The sequence below is a fragment of the Stutzerimonas stutzeri genome, assembly GCF_002890915.1.
Taxonomy (GTDB): Bacteria; Pseudomonadota; Gammaproteobacteria; order Pseudomonadales; family Pseudomonadaceae; genus Stutzerimonas; species Stutzerimonas stutzeri_AF.
The window spans coordinates 14,717-30,736 of the sequence record NZ_POUT01000002.1; the positions used below are offsets into that span (position 1 = coordinate 14,717).

Here is a 16,020-nt window from a genome sequence, read left to right on the forward strand (position 1 = left end):
GCCGCGACCCGCCGGTCAGCCCCCTGGGCCGGGGTTTGCCAGCGACATTCATCGTCCTGATGGATGCCGGTTCGGGCTGGCTCATTCGCTAGACTCGCTGCCATTACCGAACCAAAGAAGGCAGCAGAACGATGCACAATCGCATGATGGTCACAGGTGCCGGCTCCGGACTCGGGCGCGAGATCGCCCTGCGCTGGGCACGCGATGGCTGGCAACTGGCGCTCTCCGATGTCAACGAGGCCGGGCTGGAGCAGACCCTGAAGATGGTTCGCGAGGCCGGCGGCGATGGCTTCAGCATGCGCTGCGACGTGCGCGACTACAGCCAGTTGGTCGCCTTCGCCCAGGCCTGCGAGGAGAAGCTCGGCGGCATCGACATCGTGGTCAACAACGCCGGCGTGGCATCGGGCGGCTTCTTCGACGAGCTGTCGCTGGAAGACTGGGACTGGCAGATCGCGATCAACCTGATGGGGGTAGTCAAGGGCTGCAAGGCCTTCCTGCCGCTGGTGCAGAAGAGCAAGGGCAAGATCATCAACATCGCCTCCATGGCCGCGCTGATGCAGGCGCCGGGGATGAGCAACTACAACGTCGCCAAGGCCGGCGTGGTGGCGCTGTCGGAGAGCCTGCTGGTGGAACTGCGCCAGGCCGAGGTGGGCGTGCACGTGGTCTGCCCCTCGTTCTTCCAGACCAACCTGCTGGACTCCTTCCGTGGCCCGACGCCTAACGTCAAAGCGCAGATCGGCAAGCTGCTGGAGTCCTCGCCGATCACCGCGGCGGATATCGCCGACTACATCCACCAGCAGGTCGGCAAGGGCGAGTTCATGATCCTGCCGCATGACGAGGGCCGCAAGGCCTGGAAGGTCAAGCAGCAGAACCCGCAGGCCATCTACGACGAGATGGCGTTGCTGGCGGAGAAGAAGCGCAGCAAGAGCAAGGCGCTCTAGCGTCGAAAGGACCATGGCCGGGCGGCGTGTCCTGCAGGGGCCACGGCATGGCGTTGGCGGCCACGCGGGCCATGCGGCATGCGAACCGGCCCGGTTGCCCGAAGGCCGGCCGGGGAGTAGGGTTGCCTGTCCGGCTTTTGTCGTAACCCCATGGATTGCTTGTGAAATTTCCATCCCGCGGATTCCTGATGCTGGCGCTGGTGCTGGCTGCGATCAACCTGCGCCCCGGCATCACCTCGTTCGCGCCGCTGATCGAGCGCATCGCCGAGGAACTCGAACTCTCCCGCGGGTTGATCAGCCTGACCACTGCATTGCCGGTGCTGCTCATGGGCGTGCTGGCGCCGCTGGCGCCGCGCCTGGCGGTGCGCTTCGGCCTGGAGCGCAGCATCGCCCTCTGCCTCGGCCTGATCGGTGCGGCGCTGCTGCTGCGGCTGTTCGGCCATAGTGCCGGCGTGCTGATCACCACCGCCGCGCTGGTCGGCGCCGGGATCGCCGTGGCCGGGCCGCTGCTGTCGGGCTTCATCAAGCGCCACTTTCTCGAACGCATGGGCCAGACCGCGGCCTGGTACTCGCTGAGCATGGCGGTCGGCGGCACCCTCGGCGTGGTGCTGACGGCACCGGCGACCGAGGCGCTGGACCAGCGTTGGACCTGGGGGCTGGCGCTCTGGGCGCTGCCGGCGCTGGCTGCGTTGCTGATCTGGCTGCGTTTGCCGAACCGACCGGAGGCGGCCAGCGACAGCCGTGCCGGGCTGCCCTGGAGGGAGCCGCGTGCCTGGTTGATCAGCTTCTACTTCGCGCTGCAGGCCGGGCTGTTCTACGCCCTGGCCACCTGGCTGGTGGCGCGCTATCACGAGGCCGGCTACAGCCTGCTGCGCAGCAATGCCTTCTTCAGCGGTTTCATGCTCATCGGTCTGCCGAGCGCGTTCATCATGCCCTGGCTGGCGCAGCGCCTGGGCAAGCGTCACCTGCTGATGGCCGCCTGCGGCGTGCTGGCGACGGTATGCCTGGCGCTGATCGCGTTGTTGCCGACCTGGCAGCCGCTGCTGGTCTGCATGTTGCTCGGGGTGGCGCTGAACGGGACGTTTTCGCTGTCGTTGATCTTGCCGATGTACGAGGCGAGCACGCCGCTGGCGGTCAGCCGGCTGACTGCGATGATGCTCTGCACCGGCTACTGCCTGGCCTGCCTGACGCCCGTGCTGGCTGGGCTCGGGCGCGATCTGGCCGGCGACTACCGCCTGCCGTTCCTGGTGCTGATGGGCATGGCGGTCGTCATGGCGCTGCTGGCCCTGCGGTTGCGCCCGCGGCCGGCGACGGGCTGAAGACGCCAGGGCTGTGGCCTGCTTCACCTCTTCCCAACCCGCGGATGACCGCGTCGCCGCGCTGTGTTAGAAAGCCGCGGTCTTCCTCCCCCAGCCGCACCGGAGTTTCGCGTGGAGTCTGAATCCATCGTCTATGGCTGCATCCGCGATTGGCCATCCGCCGACCCCGAGCAATGCCGCCAGCGCCGGGCGAACAATCGCGCCGCCTTGCAGGCGTTGCCGCAGGGCGAGGCCTGGCCGTTCATCGGGCGCGAGATGTTTTCCTTCTGCGGCGACGAGGAACTGGGCCTGTACCAGACCCAGGTGATCCATTTCGGCGCCAGCTACCGGGCCATCGAATACGAATGGTCGCTCTGGGTCCAGCGTTTCGAGGCGCTGCTCAAGCAGCTGTACTGGAGCAGCGCGGTGGTGCACCTGGAAACCGAGCTCAACGGTACCCACACCTTCCGCTGGGAGACCGAGACGGGCACCCACAGCCCGCAGCAGAGCGACCTGCGCATGCGCTGCGCCTGGGAGCGCGAGAGCGGCCTGTTCGGCTGAGTCAGTCGTCGAGCCATTCCCGGGGCACGTCGCGCTTGAGCGCCAGCTGGCACTGCTGGCTGGCGACGTCGAAGACGATCACCGCCTGGCCCTTGTCTAGGGCCCGCCGCACGCGCTCAACGCGGGTCTGCAGCGGCGTTTCGTCGCCGTTGTCGGTGCCGTCGCGGGTGACGAAGTCTTCGATGAGGCGGGTCAGGGTGTCCGGTTCGAGCTGGTCGTGGGGAATGAGCATGGCGTGTCTTTCAAATGAATTGGGTAAGGCGCATGGCATCGAAGCCGGCCCAGGTGCATGTCGTTCGGACAAGCACAGAGAGTACGTTGTAGGAGCGCGCCATGCGCGCGAATCGCGGGCGTGGCCCGCTCCTGCATGTGATCCTGCATCCGGTTCGTGGCCTTAACGGCATTACGGCCTCGGTGGCGCTACGACGCGCCACCTTGCAGGTAGCTGTCCAGGCAAGCATACAGCTGCTGGCTCTCCAGCGGCTTGCCGATGAACTCGTTCATCCCTGACGCCAGTCCCTGCTGGCGATGCTCGGCGAGCACGTGTGCGGTCACCGCGACGATCGGAACCGCCGGCAACTGACGCTCCAGCTCCAGGTTGCGGATCTGCCGGCTGGCCTCGAAGCCGTCGACTTCCGGCATTTCGCAATCCATCAGGATCAGCTGCACGGCAGCGGGGTCGCGCCGGTAGATGTCCACCGCCTGACGGCCGTTGTCGGCGAGTTGTACGGTATAACCGCGCTTCTTCAGCAGGCCGCGGACCACCATCTGGTTCACCGGGTTGTCCTCGGCGACGAGGATGCACGGCTCCTGGAGGGTGGCCGGCAACGCCTCGCTCGGTGTGCCCGATGGCTGTTCAGGCATGTCCTGATAGAGCATCTGCAGGGCGGCGCGCAATGACGAACTCTGCAACGGTAGCGGCAGGCTGACCAGGCGCAGCCCCGGCGGAATGGGCGGTTGCTCGTGGATCGGCGGGTAGAGCATGAGCACACGCTGGCCGGGTTCCAGATGGGGGCGCAGGCGTTCCAGCCAGTCGGTCGGCGTGCCGGGCCAAGGCGCCAGCAAGACCAGCAGCGGTGGCGCCGTGTAGTCGCTGAGGTAGTCCGGCAGGCGTTGCGGCGTCTGGCAACGCTCGGTGCGCATGCCCCAGCGGCGCAGCAGATGGCTCACCGCCTCCAGGCCCGGTACGTCCTGCGAGGCGAGCAGCGCCGGGCGGCCGGCCAGCAGCAGTGCCAGCGGGTCTTCCACGTCCAGGGCGGCATGCAGCGGAATCTCGAAGCAGAAGCGGCTGCCGCGCCCCGGGGTGCTCTGTACCTCGATATGGCCCTGCATCATTTCCACCAGTTCCTTGCTGATCGCCAGTCCCAGCCCGCTGCCGCCATAGCGCCGGGTGGTGCTGGAGTCGCCCTGGGAGAAGGACTCGAACAGCTGGGCCAGTACCTCCTGGCGCATGCCGATACCGCTGTCGCTGATGCAGAACACCAGGCGCGGATCGCCGTTCTCGGTCTTGCGGCAGGACACCTCCAGCACCACATGGCCCTGTTCGGTGAATTTCAGCGCATTGCTCAGCAGGTTCATCAAGATCTGCTTGAGCCGTGTCGGGTCGCCGCGAATTCGCCGTGGCACGCCGGCTTCCAGGCTCACGTGCAGGTTCAGCTGTTTCTCCAGCGCCTGCGCGGTGAACAGGCTGATGGTCTCGGAGATCAGCGCTTCCAGATCGAATTCGATGTGTTCGAGGCTGAGTTTGCCGGAGCCGATGCGCGCGTAGTCGAGGATGTCGTTGATCACCGCCATCAGCGAATGACCGGAACTGGAGATGGTGTCCAGATAGAAGCGCTGGCTGCGGTCCAGCGGCGTTTCGCGCAGCAGTTGCAGCATGCCGAGCACGCCATTGAGCGGGGTGCGGATCTCGTGGCTCATCTTGGCCAGGAAGCGGCTCTTGGCCTCGTTCTCGCTGGCGGCGCGCTCGGCGGCCTGGCGCGAGCGATAGCCCTCCTCCTTGAGCAGGTTGATGCGGTCGGCCAGGCCGATGGACAGCGTGATCAGCTCGAAGGTGACGCCCGCCTTGACGATCGCCGAGCCGTACAGACCGAATGCCTCGAAGCCCAGCGAGCCGGCGGTGACGAGGATGAACGAGGCCAGCAGCACGCCCCAGGCCAGGGTGTAGTAGAGCCCGTAGCGCACGCCCCGGCGCCAGACGAAGGCGCCGCTGAACAGCAAGCCGACCGAGGTGACGATCACCGTGATGCTGGCGAGGATGCTCCAGTGCTGCACGTCCAGCATCAGTCCGGAAAGCATGCAGGTCAGGGCCAGCAGCAAGGACACGCGCAGGGTGAGGTCGAGCCGGGGGAACAGCTCACGGGTGTGCAGGAAGTGGCGGCTGAACTGGAACGCGATCAGGCAGTGGCTGAACATCAGCGCATAGATGCCCAGCGACACCACTGCGTTGCCGGAGCCCAGCCACTTGATCAGCAGGCCGTCGAAGGCGAGCGCGAACAGCCCGACGTTGAGGTTGTAGACCAGGTACCAGAAGTACGACGGTTCGCGCAGCGAGACGAACAGGAACAGGTTGTAGCAGAACATGGCGAACAAGACGCCGTAGAAGGCCCCGCTGATCCCGCTCAGGTCCTCCTGCAGCGAAGCGCTGGCGGCGTAGGTGCTGAAGTAGAGGGGAACATAGAGCGTGCTGGTGGTCTTAATCCGCAGCAGCAGCGTCGTCTCGCCCGGGGGCAGTTCCACCGGGAACCAGAAGTTGCCGACTTTCACCGGCCGCTGCGAGAAGGGGTACTCATCGCCGGAGAGCTGGCTGCTGAAACTGCCGTCAGGGTATTGCAGGAAGAGTTCGATGTGGTCGAGCAGCGGGTAGTTGATCTCGATGAAGCCCCCGAGCGGCTCTTGGAGGCGGTTGTCGAGCGAGGTGCGCAGCCACCAGGTCGAGCGGTTCTTGCCTTCGTTGACATGGGCGCGCCGCACCTGCTGGAAGCGCTGCTCGGGGAGCGCCAGGACTTCCTCGACCTGCAACTCGCCGTTCGGGTCCTCCAGGTAGCGGGTGCCGCTGCCGAGTGCCTGGCGGGTATCGAGCGAATCGAGGGCGACGGGTGCGAAGGCCCACGCCTGAACCGACAGGCAGCAGAGCAGCAGAGCCAGGCATAAACGCGACAACATGGTCGAATCCGGAAGGGGCAGCCCATGTGGGGACAGGGCGGCACTGTTATTGGAGCGGTGGCGATACCGACTCCTTCAGGGCTCATGTCGAGCCTCCAGACGTGCCGCACCTCCTTGTCCGGTAACTTTGCCCAGTTGCGCGCCGGCCAGCAAGCTTTGCCTGCGCGAAGACGGCGGCTCGTCACGCAAGCGGTGCGCTTCAGTTCCGCTTGTCGTCCTGCTGGCGGCCGACCAGGCTGTCCACCGCCGGCACGCGGGTGTCGTTCTCCATCTGCGCGTCGTGCTCCAGCTGGTGGCTGAAGCGCTCGAGCGAGTCCTGGGTGTGCTGGGCGTCGCTGGCGAATACCGGCTGGCTGAGCATGTAGCCGCAGAGCAGGCGGCTCATCGCCGCCAGGCTGTCGATATGGGTGCGCTCGTAGCCGTGGGTGGCGTCGCAGCCGAAGGCCAGCAGCGCGGTGCGGATGTCGTGGCCGGCCTCGATCGCCGACTGGGCATCGCTGTGGTAGTAGCGGAACAGGTCGCGGCGCACGGCGATCTCATGTTCGCCGGCGAGCTTGAGCAGGTGGCGCGAGAGATGGAAATCGTAGGGGCCGCCGGAATCCTGCATGGCCACGGTCACCGCATGCTCGCTGGAGGCCTGGCCCTTGGCCGCGGGGGCGATGTCGATGCCGACGAATTCACTGACGTCCCAGGGCAGCGCGCCGGCCGCGCCGGAACCGGTCTCCTCGGTGATGGTGAACAGCGGGTGGACGTCGATCGGCGGTTCGCGGCCGCTTTCGACGATGGCCTTGAGCGCTGCCAGCAGCGCGGCGACGCCGGCCTTGTCGTCCAGGTGGCGGGCGCTGATGTAGCCGTTCTCGGTGAACTCCGGCATCGGGTCGAAGGCGACGAAATCGCCGACGTTCACGCCCAGCGCGCAGGTTTCGGCGCGGCTGTAGGTATAGGCGTCCAGGCGCAGCTCGACGTGGTCCCAGCTGACCGGCGCCTCGTCCACCGCGGTGTTGAAGGCATGCCCCGAGGCCAGCAGCGGCAATACGCTGCCGCGGATCACGCCGCTGTCGGTGAACACGCTGACGCGGCTGCCCTCGGCGAAGCGGCTCGACCAGCAGCCGACCGGGGCGAGGCCGAGGCGGCCGCTGTCGTAGACCTCGCGGACGATGGCGCCGATGGTGTCCAGGTGCGCGGCCACCGCCCGGTCCGGGCTGTAGCGGCGGCCCTTGAGCGTGGCGCGGATGGTGCCGCGGCGGGTCAGTTCGAAGGGGATGCCCAGCTCCTTCAGGCGTTCGGCGACGTAGCGCACGATGGTGTCGGTGAAGCCGGTGGGACTGGGGATGGCGAGCATTTCCAGCAGCACGCGCTGCAGGTAGTTGAGATCGGGCTCGGGCAATTTCGCGGTCATGAATTCTCCCGTGGGTGGCGGTAGGGCGGCCACCTTCGCGTTCGCTGGGACATGAGCGGGCGGCCGCAGCCGCCCGGAGGCCGGTTCAGCCGGCGTTGTGGCTGAGCGGGAAGAGCAGGTCGATGAAGCGTTCGGCGGTCGGCTGCGGATGGTGATTGGCCAGCCCGACGCGCTCGTTGGCTTCGATGAACACGTAGTCCGGCTGGTCCGCCGCCGGCACCAGCAGGTCCAGCCCGACCACCGGGATGTCCAGGGCGCGGGCGGCGCGCACTGCGGCGTCGGCCAGCTCCGGATGCAACTGCGTGGTGACGTCTTCCAGGGTGCCGCCGGTGTGCAGGTTGGCGGTACGCCGCACTGCCAGGCGCTGGCCCTCGGGCAGCACGCTGTCCAGCTCGAGCCCGGCGTCGCGCAGGCAGCGCCGGGTTTCCTCGTCCAGCGGGATGCGGCTTTCGCCGCCGGTGGCGGCCTGGCGGCGCCGGCTCTGGGTTTCGATCAGCGCGCCGATGCTGTTGCGGCCGTCGCCGATCACTTCGGCCGGGCGGCGGATCGCGGCGGCGACCACTTCGTAGCCGATCACCACGATGCGCAGATCCAGGCCGGGATGGAAACTCTCCAGCAGCACACGGCTGTCGTATTGGCGTGCGCGGTGGATCGCCTGCTCCATGTCCTCGGCATCGCGCAGGTCGACCGCCACGCCCAGGCCCTGTTCGCCGTCGACCGGCTTGACCACCACGCTGCCGTGCTCGGCGAGAAAGGTCGCGTTGTCCGCGGCGCTGCCGGCCAGTTGCTGGGCCGGCAGGCGGATGCCGGCCTGGGACAGGGTGCGGTGGGTCAGGCGCTTGTCCTGGCAGAGGGTCATGCTCACCGCCGAGGTCAGGTCCGACAGCGACTCGCGGCAGCGCACCCGGCGCCCGCCCTGGGTCAGGGTGAACAGGCCGGCCTCGGCGTCGTCGATACTGATCTCGATACCGCGGCGGCGCGCCTCGTCGACGATGATCCGCGCGTAGGGATTGAGCTCGGCCTCCGGACCGGGGCCGAGGAACAGCGGCTGGTTGAAGCTGTTCTTGCGCTTGACGGTGAAGGTCGGCAGGTCGCGAAAGCCCAGCTTGGCGTACAACGCCTTGGCCTGGTGGTTGTCGTGCAGCACCGACAGGTCGAGGTAGGCCAGGCCGCGGCCCATGTAATGCTCGACCAGGTGGCGCACCAGCGCCTCGCCGACGCCCGGGCGCGGGCAGTTGGCCGAGACCGCCAGACACCAGAGGCTGGAGCCGTTCTCCGGATCGTTGAAGGCGCGGTGATGGTCGATGCCCATGACGCTGCCGATGATCTGTCCGCAACTCTCGTCCTCGGCCAGCCAGTACACCGGCCCGCCCTGGTCGCGCGGTGTGCACAGCGCCGGGTCGACCGGCAGCATGCCGCGCGACTGGTAGAGGCAGTTGATCGCCGCCCAGTCGGCTTCGCTCTGCACCCGGCGTACGACAAAGCCGCGGAAGCTGCGGCGCGCCGGACGGTAGTCGGTGAACCACAGGCGCAGGGTGTCGGAGGGGTCGAGGAACAGCTGCTGTGGCGCGTAGGCCAGTACCTGGTGCGGGGCGGCGACGTAGAGGGCGATGTCGCGTTCGCCGGCTTGCTCGTTGAGCAGGTCGGCGGCGAGCCGCGCCGGGTCGGAATAGGTATGCCCGACCAGGATGCGGCCCCAGCCGCAATGCAGGGTCACCGGCCCGCAAGGTTCTTCCTGGCCGTCTTCGGCGAAGCGTGCCTGCAGTCGCTGGTAGGTCGGTGTCTGTCCGCGCAACAGACGCTGGCCGTAGGCTTGGGACTTCTGCATGGTGCTTTCCTTACGTTGCAAGGTTCACGACCCCATGGGGCGTGAGTCCTTAGAGCCCTTGTTCGCTCAACCAAAGGTTGACCGCCGCCAGTTGCCAGAGTTTTGAGCCGCGCAGCGGGGTGAGCTGGCCATCCGGATCGGCCAGCAGCTTTTCCAACGCCTGCGGGTCGTACAGCCCGCGTTCCTGGCTCGGGTCGAGCAGCAGTTCGCGCACCCAGTCGAGGGTCGCGCCCTGCAGGTGCTTGAGCCCCGGCACCGGGAAATAGCCCTTGGGCCGGTCGATCACCTCGGCCGGGATCACCTGGCGCGCGGCTTCCTTGAGCACGTACTTGCCGCCGTCAGGCAGCTTGAACTTCGCCGGGATGCGTGCCGACAGTTCGGCCACGCGGTAATCGAGGAACGGCGTGCGCGCCTCCAGGCCCCAAGCCATGGTCATGTTGTCCACGCGCTTGACCGGGTCATCGACCAGCATGATCGTGCTGTCGATGCGCAGCGCCTTGTCCACCGCGGCCTCGGCGCCGGGCTGGGCGAAGTGGCGGCGGACGAAGTCGCCGGAGAAATCGCCCTGCACCCACTGCCGCTGCATGGTCGCGGCGTACTCCTCGTAGCTGCGGTCGCGGAACGCGGCGAGGTAGGCGGCCACCGGATCCTCGGCGCCATCCACCAGCGGATACCAGTGGTAGCCGGCGAACAGCTCGTCGGCGCCCTGGCCGCTCTGCACCACCTTGCAGTGCTTGGCCACTTCCCGCGAGAGCAGGTAGAAGGCGATGCAGTCGTGGCTGACCATCGGCTCGCTCATCGCCTGGAAAGCGGCCGGCAGCTGCTCGAGGATTTCCTTTTCCTGGATGCGCAGCTGGTGATGGCGGGTGTTGTAGTGCTTGGCGATGATGTCCGAGTACTTGAACTCGTCGCCGCGCTCGCCGCCGGCGTCTTCGAAGCCGATGGAGAAGGTCAACAGGTTGTCGGCGACGCCGGCTTCGCGCAGCAGGCCGACCAGCAGGCTGGAATCGACCCCGCCGGAAAGCAGCACGCCGACGTCCACCGCGGCGCGCTGACGAATCGCCACCGCTTCGCGCATCGTGTCCAGGGTCAGGCGCTTCCAGTCCTCGAAGCCGTAGTCGCGCTCGTCTTCGCGGGCACCGAACTGCAGCTCCCACCAGCGCTCGGTGGTGGTCGTGCCGTCGGCGGCGACGCGCATCCAGCTGGCCGGTGGCAGCTTCTCGATGCCGGCGATCAGCGTGTCTGGCGCCGGTACCACGGCGTGGAAGCTCATGTAGTGATTCAGCGCCACCGGGTTCAGCACGCCGGCGATATCGCCGCCCTTGAGCAGCGCCGGCAGCGCGGAGGCGAAGCGCAGGCGCTGGTCGCTGCGCGACAGGTACAGCGGCTTGACGCCGAGGCGGTCGCGGGCGATGAACAGCTGCTGGCGGTCGCGCTCCCAGATGGCGAAGGCGAACATGCCGTTCAGGCGCGGCAGCAGCGCCTCGCCCCAGGCGTGGTAGCCCTTGAGCAGCACCTCGGTATCGCCCCCGGAGAAGAAGCGATAGCCGAGGCCTTCGAGCTCCGCGCGCAGTTCGGGGTAGTTGTAGATGGCGCCGTTGAAGACCATCGACAGGCCGAGGGCCGAGTCGATCATCGGCTGGCCGGAGGCCTCGCACAGGTCCATGATCTTCAGCCGTCGATGGCCCAGGGCCAGCGGGCCCTGGCTGTGGAAGCCGCACGCATCGGGGCCGCGCGCGGTCAGGTGTTGGGTGATGCGTTCAATCGCGGCCAGGTCGGCCGGTTGGTTGTCGAAACGAAGTTCTCCAGCTATGCCACACATAAGGTCCTTACCGGTTTTGCCGTTGGGGAGTGTGACTGGCGGGTCGAGCACGAAGTTCAGGTTTTCGCGCGGTTGCGCTTCGCCCGCTTCGCATCGGCCAGTCAGCTTTTACACCAAAACAAATAAATGCCCTTACGTCAAAGCCGGTAACGGCCGGCGATCGGTGTTGCGGCGGATCGCCCGCAAGCGGGCTCCTACAAGTCCTGGGTTTCAGCGAACGCGTGGTGGGCTGAAGCCCACCCTGGACCACCATATCGCCTCAGGCCATTCCCCTCAGATAAGCAACATGTGCACACCGACCTGTAGGAGCCGGGGGGACGCCGAGTCCTTGCCGGCGATCATCGGCGCTGCGGCGGATCGCCAGCAAGCTCCTCTGAACGGCATTACGGTTTCAGGCGTAGGGCGGGTTGCAACCCGCCGAACGGGGTTCGCACCACACCCGGGCAAAGCCGGAACGGAGTACTCGATGCTTTCGCGGGGCCGGGTTCGCGCGCAGGGCGCGCTCCTACAGGAACCTGCCCCCCTGTTTGCTGCGCGACGGCGCTGCATGCCTTCAGCGCGCATGCCGCAGGCTTTCCACCGCCAGCTCCAGCGCCTTGCGCATGTCCAGCCGCGCCGAGCGGCCGACGTCGCGGTCGTCGAGCCGGTCGTTGCGTTCCGACGGCAGGATCGGCGCCGTCAGGTCGTCGGCCTCGGCCGGCTCGAAATCCGAATCGCGACCGATGGTCATGGCGCTGCGCCGCAGCAGCTCGCGTACCTGCTCCGGTTCCAGGTGCGGGTTGATCGACAACATCGCCGCCACCGTGCTGGCCACCAGCGGCGTGGCGTAGGAGGTGCCGCAGTGCACTGCGCCGCGCTGATCGGCATCCAGGGTCGCCGCGCGAATGCAGGCCGCCGCGGTGATGTCGACGCGCATGTCGAGGTTGGACGAGGCGCGCTTGGTGGTGTACTGCGGATGCTCCACCGGCACGTCCTGGCGCCGGCTGCGCTGGTGGCCGCCGACCACCAGCAACTGCTCGGTGACGAACGAGGAGGGCAGTCGGTAGTCGTCGCGCCCGGAGCGGGCCGAGCCGTTGCCCGCCGAATTGACGACCAGCACGTCGGGATGCTCGCGGCGTAGCCAGAGGAAGAATTCCTCCAGCAGTTCTTCGTAGCCGCTCATGGCGATGCCCGAGCGCAGCAGCGAATCCACCGGCTCGCCGTCGACGTCCACCGTGCCGATGCGGTGCAGGCCCCAGCTCCAGTTCAGTATCCGCACGCCGTCTTCCACCAGGTTGACCGAGGCCGCGACCTTGGCGGCGATGCCACTGCCGGAATTGGGCTCGACGATCACTTCGAAGCCGGGGCCGACGTCGTCCAGCGCGCTGAGAAAGCCGCTGTCGCGGGCATCGGCGGCGCGTGCGGCGAGGATGCCGGCGACGCTGCTGCCATGGCTGTCGGGTTTGTCCGCGTCGCGCGCGTACAGGCAGGTGCGGCCTTTGCCGGGGTCGCACGGCTGCAGGTAGCCGGCGAAATTCGGCGCGTCGAAATCCACCGCGCGCTCGATCACGCCGATGCGCACCGCTTCGGTATCTATCGGCACGCGCTTGGCCGGGATGCGTGCGCGGTAGTAGTCCACCGCGTCGAGAAAGCGGTTGGCCGCCCATTCGCGATTCTGCGAGTGCTCGCGCCCGGTTTCCTGCTCGCCGCCTTCGGTAGCGGTTTCCTCGATCACCACGGCATCGACGCCGACCTCGTTGCCCAGGCGCAGCAGCATGGCGTCGCGCTCGGTGAGGTTCGCCACCGGCAGGCGCAGCTGGTAGGTGTTGAGCGGCGCGATGGCGCCCACCACCTTCGCGCCGTATTTCTCCGCCAGTCGCCGAGCGGTCTCCAGGCCGTCCTGGTCTTCCTCGACGATCAGGCTGACCAGGTCGAGGTAGGTGCTCAGCCCATCCATGTTCTCGGCGACCTCGTCGGCCGTGGCTGCGAGTACGTGGCTGCGGCCGAGCGAGAGCCACACCGGGTTGCTGCGCTGGCCGTCGTGCTCCAGCCACAGCGGCCCGCTCCGGTGTTCGGCGGCGGGCAGGCTCAGGCGCAGACGATCGCCGTCGCGCTCGACCCGCTCGGTGGGCAGCGGCTCACCGGCCAGTCGCAGGCGGACCGGCGCCTCGGGCAGGCCGCTGGCGTGCAGGCACCAGGTCAGTCGATCGTGGGCGAACAGATCGCCGCAGCGCTGCAGCTCGGTGATGCGCAGGGCCTCTTCGGCGAATGCCGGCGCGCAGGCCAGCGTGCCCAGCAGGCAGACGACGGCGCCGCGCATGTTCAGCGCCGACGCAGGTAATGCACGCTGAACAGGCCGCGCGGGTCGGTCCACTGGCCGCTGCAGTCGAAGCCGGCCGCATGGGCCAGCGCGGCGAAGGACTCGAGGGTGTACTTGTAGGAGTTCTCGGTGTGCAGGCTCTCGCCGGCGGCGAAATGAAAGTGCCGGCCTTCGATGGCCACCTCCTGCGCGGCAGGGCTGACCAGGTGCATCTCGATACGCGATTCGGCCTCGTTGAAGAAGGCGCGATGGACGAAGCGCGAGGGCTCGATGTCGCTGTCCAGCTCGTTGCGGATGCGTTGCAAAAGGTTGAGGTTGAAGGCCGCGGTGGCCTGGGCGCGGTCGTTGTAGGCGGCTTCGAGCACGTCGAGCTCCTTGATCAGGTCGACGCCGATGAGCAGGCCGCCGCCCTGCGGCAGCACGTCGTGCAGGCGGCGCAGGAACTGCGCGGCTTCGGCCGGGGTGAAGTTACCGATGCTCGAGCCGGGGAAGAACACCAGCGGGTGCTCGCTGGAAAAGTCGTCCGGCAGGTTCAGCCCGTGGGAGAAGTCGGTGCAGGCCGCGTGCACCTCCAGCCAGGGGTAGTCGGCCGCCAGGCGCTGGGTGCTGGAGAGCAGGAAGTCCTCGGAGATGTCGATGCCCAGGTAGCTCGCCGGATGCAGCGCCTCGAGCAGCAGGCGCACCTTGCGGCTGGCGCCGCTGCCCAGCTCGATCAGGTCGGCATGGGGGCCGGCGATGTCGAGGATGTCGTTGGCGGCGCTGGCGAGGATCTGCTCCTCGGTGCGGGTGAGGTAGTACTCCGGCTGCCGGCAGATCTGCTCGAAAAGCTCCGAGCCGTGGCGATCGTAGAAGAACTTCGGTGAAATACGTTTCGGCGTGGCGGCGAACCCGGCCAGGGCTTCGTCGCGCAGCGAGGCTTCATGGGGTTGCTGCAGCTGATCGTGGAAATGGATGGCCAGCGCCATGTTCAAAGCCCCCTGGCCAGGCGCAGCCCGGCGAACTGCCAGCGCATCGCCGGCTGGAAGAAGTTGCGATAGGTGACCCGCATGTGCGATTCCGGGGTGGCGCAGCAGCCCCCGCGCAGCACCATCTGGCCGGACATGAACTTGCCGTTGTATTCGCCCAGGCAGCCCTCCAGCGGGCGGAAGCCGGGGTAGGGCAGGTAGGCGCTGGCGGTCCATTCCCAGACGTCGCCGAACAGTTGCAGCGGGCCGCCATGCCCCGGTACGGCGGCGACGGGCTGCAGGTAATCGCTTTCCAGGAAGTTGCCGCGCAGCGGTTGATCCGCCGCCGCCAGCTCCCATTCGGCCTCGCTGGGCAGGCGTGCACCGGCCCAGCGCGCATAGGCATCGGCCTCGTAGTAGCTGACGTGGCAGACCGGTGCTTCCAGGTCCAGCGGCCGCAGCCCGCCGAGGGTCATCTCGTGCCAGGCGTCGTCCGCGTGCAGCCAGTACAACGGCGCGTGCCAGCCGGCCCGCTGGATCAGCTCCCAGCCATCGGCCAGCCACAGCTCGGGGCGGGCGTAGCCGCCGTCGGCGATGAACGACAGGTACTCGGCGTTGCTCACCAGGCGTCCGGCCAGCTGGAAATCCTCGACGAACTGGCGGTGCCGCGGCCTCTCGCAATCGAAGGCGAAATCGCCGCCGGGGTGGCCGATGTGCTGAACGCCGCCGGCGTACGCGTACCAGCGCGGCCGCTCCGCGGCTGGGTGCCGGGGCGGCTGGAGGTCGGCCCGGTAGACCGGGTGCATCGGGTTCTGCGCGAGGATGTGCTTGATGTCCATCAGCAGCAGTTCCTGATGCTGCTGCTCGTGCTGCAGGCCCAGGTCGACGCGGCGGACGATCTCGCCAGCCTGTTCGCGTGGCGGGTTGCTCAGCAGTTCGGCCATCGCCTGGTCGACATGCAGGCGGTAGTGATAGATCTCCTCCACCCCCGGGCGCGACAGCACGCCGCGCCGGGCCCGCGGGAACGGCGTGCCGTGGGTTTCGTAGTAGGAATTGAACAGATGGTCGTAGGCCTCGTTGAGCCGTCGGTAACCGGGCAGGTAGGGCAGCAGCAGGAAGGTCTCGAAGAACCAGCTGACGTGGGCCAGGTGCCATTTCGGCGGGCTGACTTCGGGGGTGCTCTGGATGACGTAGTCCTCGACCTGCAACGGTGCGCAGATCGTCTCGCTGGCGGCGCGCACCTGTCGATAGCGCTGCAACAGGTGATCGAGTTCGGCAAGTGCCGGCTGCTGTTTCGGCTGGTATGCCAGATTGCCCATGGGCGTCCCCTTGTCCAAGTTTCAGCGGCCGAAACCACCTCCTATAGCGACCCGAAGCGCAACGTAAAAGTTTCGGCCGGCACCCGGCTGGTGCGAGACGCGGGACAGGCCGCGACCGGCATCAGTAGTTCGGGGTGGTTTCCGGAATGGCGCTGGCGTCGGCGATGAACGGCATGCTCCAGGGTTCCAGGGCGCAGCCCTTGTCGATCAGCTCCTGGCGGGTCTGCTCGATCACCTGGGCCATGCGTGCCGGGTCGGCGTAGTCGCGCACCTGCGGCACCCGCACCAGCTCCTCGCCGCTGCCGCTCATCACGGTGAAGCCGAAGCTGTCGTCCTCGGGATTGGCGCTGGTGACGCAACCGCAGGGCAGGAAGGCCTCGGCAGCCAGTTGCATGGCGTTGTCGAGGCTGAGCGGGGTGGTGGTCATGGTCGTCTCCGTTGCGG

Annotated in this window: 12 protein-coding genes; 3 read left to right on the forward strand and 9 right to left on the reverse strand. The window is 67.5% G+C overall.

What is annotated here, in order from left to right; translation table 11 throughout:
• The first annotated feature begins 131 nt into the window (after nt 1–131).
• The 3 genes from CXK94_RS03815 to CXK94_RS03825 all read left to right on the forward strand — a co-directional run bounded on the left by CXK94_RS03815 (nt 132) and on the right by CXK94_RS03825 (nt 2,800).
• Nucleotides 132–941, forward strand: a complete 810-nt coding sequence (locus CXK94_RS03815; RefSeq protein WP_102893352.1) for an SDR family oxidoreductase — start codon at nt 132–134, stop codon at nt 939–941.
• 188 nt (nt 942–1,129) lie between these two features.
• Nucleotides 1,130–2,260, forward strand: coding sequence for a CynX/NimT family MFS transporter (locus CXK94_RS03820; protein WP_102893353.1), 1,131 nt, complete (start codon nt 1,130–1,132; stop codon nt 2,258–2,260).
• Between the two features lie 111 nt (nt 2,261–2,371).
• Nucleotides 2,372–2,800: a hypothetical protein gene (locus tag CXK94_RS03825; RefSeq protein WP_037039862.1), complete on the forward strand. Its 429-nt coding sequence runs from the start codon at nt 2,372–2,374 to the stop codon at nt 2,798–2,800.
• 1 nt (nt 2,801) lies between these two features.
• Here CXK94_RS03825 and CXK94_RS03830 read toward each other — a convergent pair whose 3' ends face one another.
• The 9 genes from CXK94_RS03830 to CXK94_RS03870 all read right to left on the reverse strand — a co-directional run bounded on the left by CXK94_RS03830 (nt 2,802) and on the right by CXK94_RS03870 (nt 16,003).
• Nucleotides 2,802–3,032 (reverse strand): YheU family protein, encoded by a 231-nt coding sequence (locus tag CXK94_RS03830; protein ID WP_037039865.1) that lies wholly within the window; start codon nt 3,030–3,032, stop codon nt 2,802–2,804.
• A gap of 188 nt (nt 3,033–3,220) precedes the next feature.
• Nucleotides 3,221–5,965, reverse strand: a complete 2,745-nt coding sequence (locus tag CXK94_RS03835) for a hybrid sensor histidine kinase/response regulator (RefSeq protein ID WP_102893354.1) — start codon at nt 5,963–5,965, stop codon at nt 3,221–3,223.
• 199 nt (nt 5,966–6,164) lie between these two features.
• On the reverse strand, nt 6,165–7,364 hold the full coding sequence (locus tag CXK94_RS03840; protein ID WP_037039868.1) for an osmoprotectant NAGGN system M42 family peptidase: 1,200 nt from the start codon (nt 7,362–7,364) through the stop codon (nt 6,165–6,167).
• Nucleotides 7,365–7,449: 85 nt separating this feature from the next.
• Nucleotides 7,450–9,192 (reverse strand): N-acetylglutaminylglutamine synthetase, encoded by a 1,743-nt coding sequence (gene ngg / locus CXK94_RS03845; protein ID WP_102893355.1) that lies wholly within the window; start codon nt 9,190–9,192, stop codon nt 7,450–7,452.
• A gap of 49 nt (nt 9,193–9,241) precedes the next feature.
• Complete coding sequence (locus CXK94_RS03850; protein ID WP_102893356.1) at nt 9,242–11,014, reverse strand: N-acetylglutaminylglutamine amidotransferase; 1,773 nt, start codon at nt 11,012–11,014, stop codon at nt 9,242–9,244.
• Nucleotides 11,015–11,567: 553 nt separating this feature from the next.
• Entirely contained in the window at nt 11,568–13,313 is a 1,746-nt protein-coding gene (locus tag CXK94_RS03855; RefSeq protein WP_102893357.1) for a S8/S53 family peptidase, read from the reverse strand.
• Nucleotides 13,314–13,315: 2 nt separating this feature from the next.
• Nucleotides 13,316–14,278 carry an L-histidine N(alpha)-methyltransferase gene (gene egtD / locus CXK94_RS03860; protein ID WP_102893358.1) on the reverse strand — a complete coding sequence of 321 codons (963 nt, stop codon included), beginning with the start codon at nt 14,276–14,278 and terminating at the stop codon, nt 13,316–13,318.
• A gap of 2 nt (nt 14,279–14,280) precedes the next feature.
• Nucleotides 14,281–15,576 (reverse strand): ergothioneine biosynthesis protein EgtB, encoded by a 1,296-nt coding sequence (gene egtB / locus CXK94_RS03865; RefSeq protein WP_102893359.1) that lies wholly within the window; start codon nt 15,574–15,576, stop codon nt 14,281–14,283.
• A gap of 121 nt (nt 15,577–15,697) precedes the next feature.
• On the reverse strand, nt 15,698–16,003 hold the full coding sequence (locus CXK94_RS03870) for a hypothetical protein (RefSeq protein WP_102893360.1): 306 nt from the start codon (nt 16,001–16,003) through the stop codon (nt 15,698–15,700).
• Nucleotides 16,004–16,020 lie beyond the last annotated feature (17 nt).

Excerpts from the sequence above, each read along its gene's own strand:
- CXK94_RS03835 (WP_102893354.1), bottom strand. The coding sequence starts at position 5,965 with ATGTTGTCGCGTTTATGCCTGGCTCTGCTGCTCTGCTGCCTGTCGGTT.
- CXK94_RS03855 (WP_102893357.1), bottom strand. The coding sequence starts at position 13,313 with ATGCGCGGCGCCGTCGTCTGCCTGCTGGGCACGCTGGCCTGCGCGCCG.
- CXK94_RS03815 (WP_102893352.1), top strand. The coding sequence starts at position 132 with ATGCACAATCGCATGATGGTCACAGGTGCCGGCTCCGGACTCGGGCGC.
- CXK94_RS03870 (WP_102893360.1), bottom strand. The coding sequence starts at position 16,003 with ATGACCACCACCCCGCTCAGCCTCGACAACGCCATGCAACTGGCTGCC.
- egtD (WP_102893358.1), bottom strand. The coding sequence starts at position 14,278 with ATGGCGCTGGCCATCCATTTCCACGATCAGCTGCAGCAACCCCATGAA.
- ngg (WP_102893355.1), bottom strand. The coding sequence starts at position 9,192 with ATGCAGAAGTCCCAAGCCTACGGCCAGCGTCTGTTGCGCGGACAGACA.
- CXK94_RS03820 (WP_102893353.1), top strand. The coding sequence starts at position 1,130 with ATGCTGGCGCTGGTGCTGGCTGCGATCAACCTGCGCCCCGGCATCACC.
- CXK94_RS03840 (WP_037039868.1), bottom strand. The coding sequence starts at position 7,364 with ATGACCGCGAAATTGCCCGAGCCCGATCTCAACTACCTGCAGCGCGTG.
- CXK94_RS03850 (WP_102893356.1), bottom strand. The coding sequence starts at position 11,014 with ATGTGTGGCATAGCTGGAGAACTTCGTTTCGACAACCAACCGGCCGAC.
- egtB (WP_102893359.1), bottom strand. The coding sequence starts at position 15,576 with ATGGGCAATCTGGCATACCAGCCGAAACAGCAGCCGGCACTTGCCGAA.
- CXK94_RS03830 (WP_037039865.1), bottom strand. The coding sequence starts at position 3,032 with ATGCTCATTCCCCACGACCAGCTCGAACCGGACACCCTGACCCGCCTC.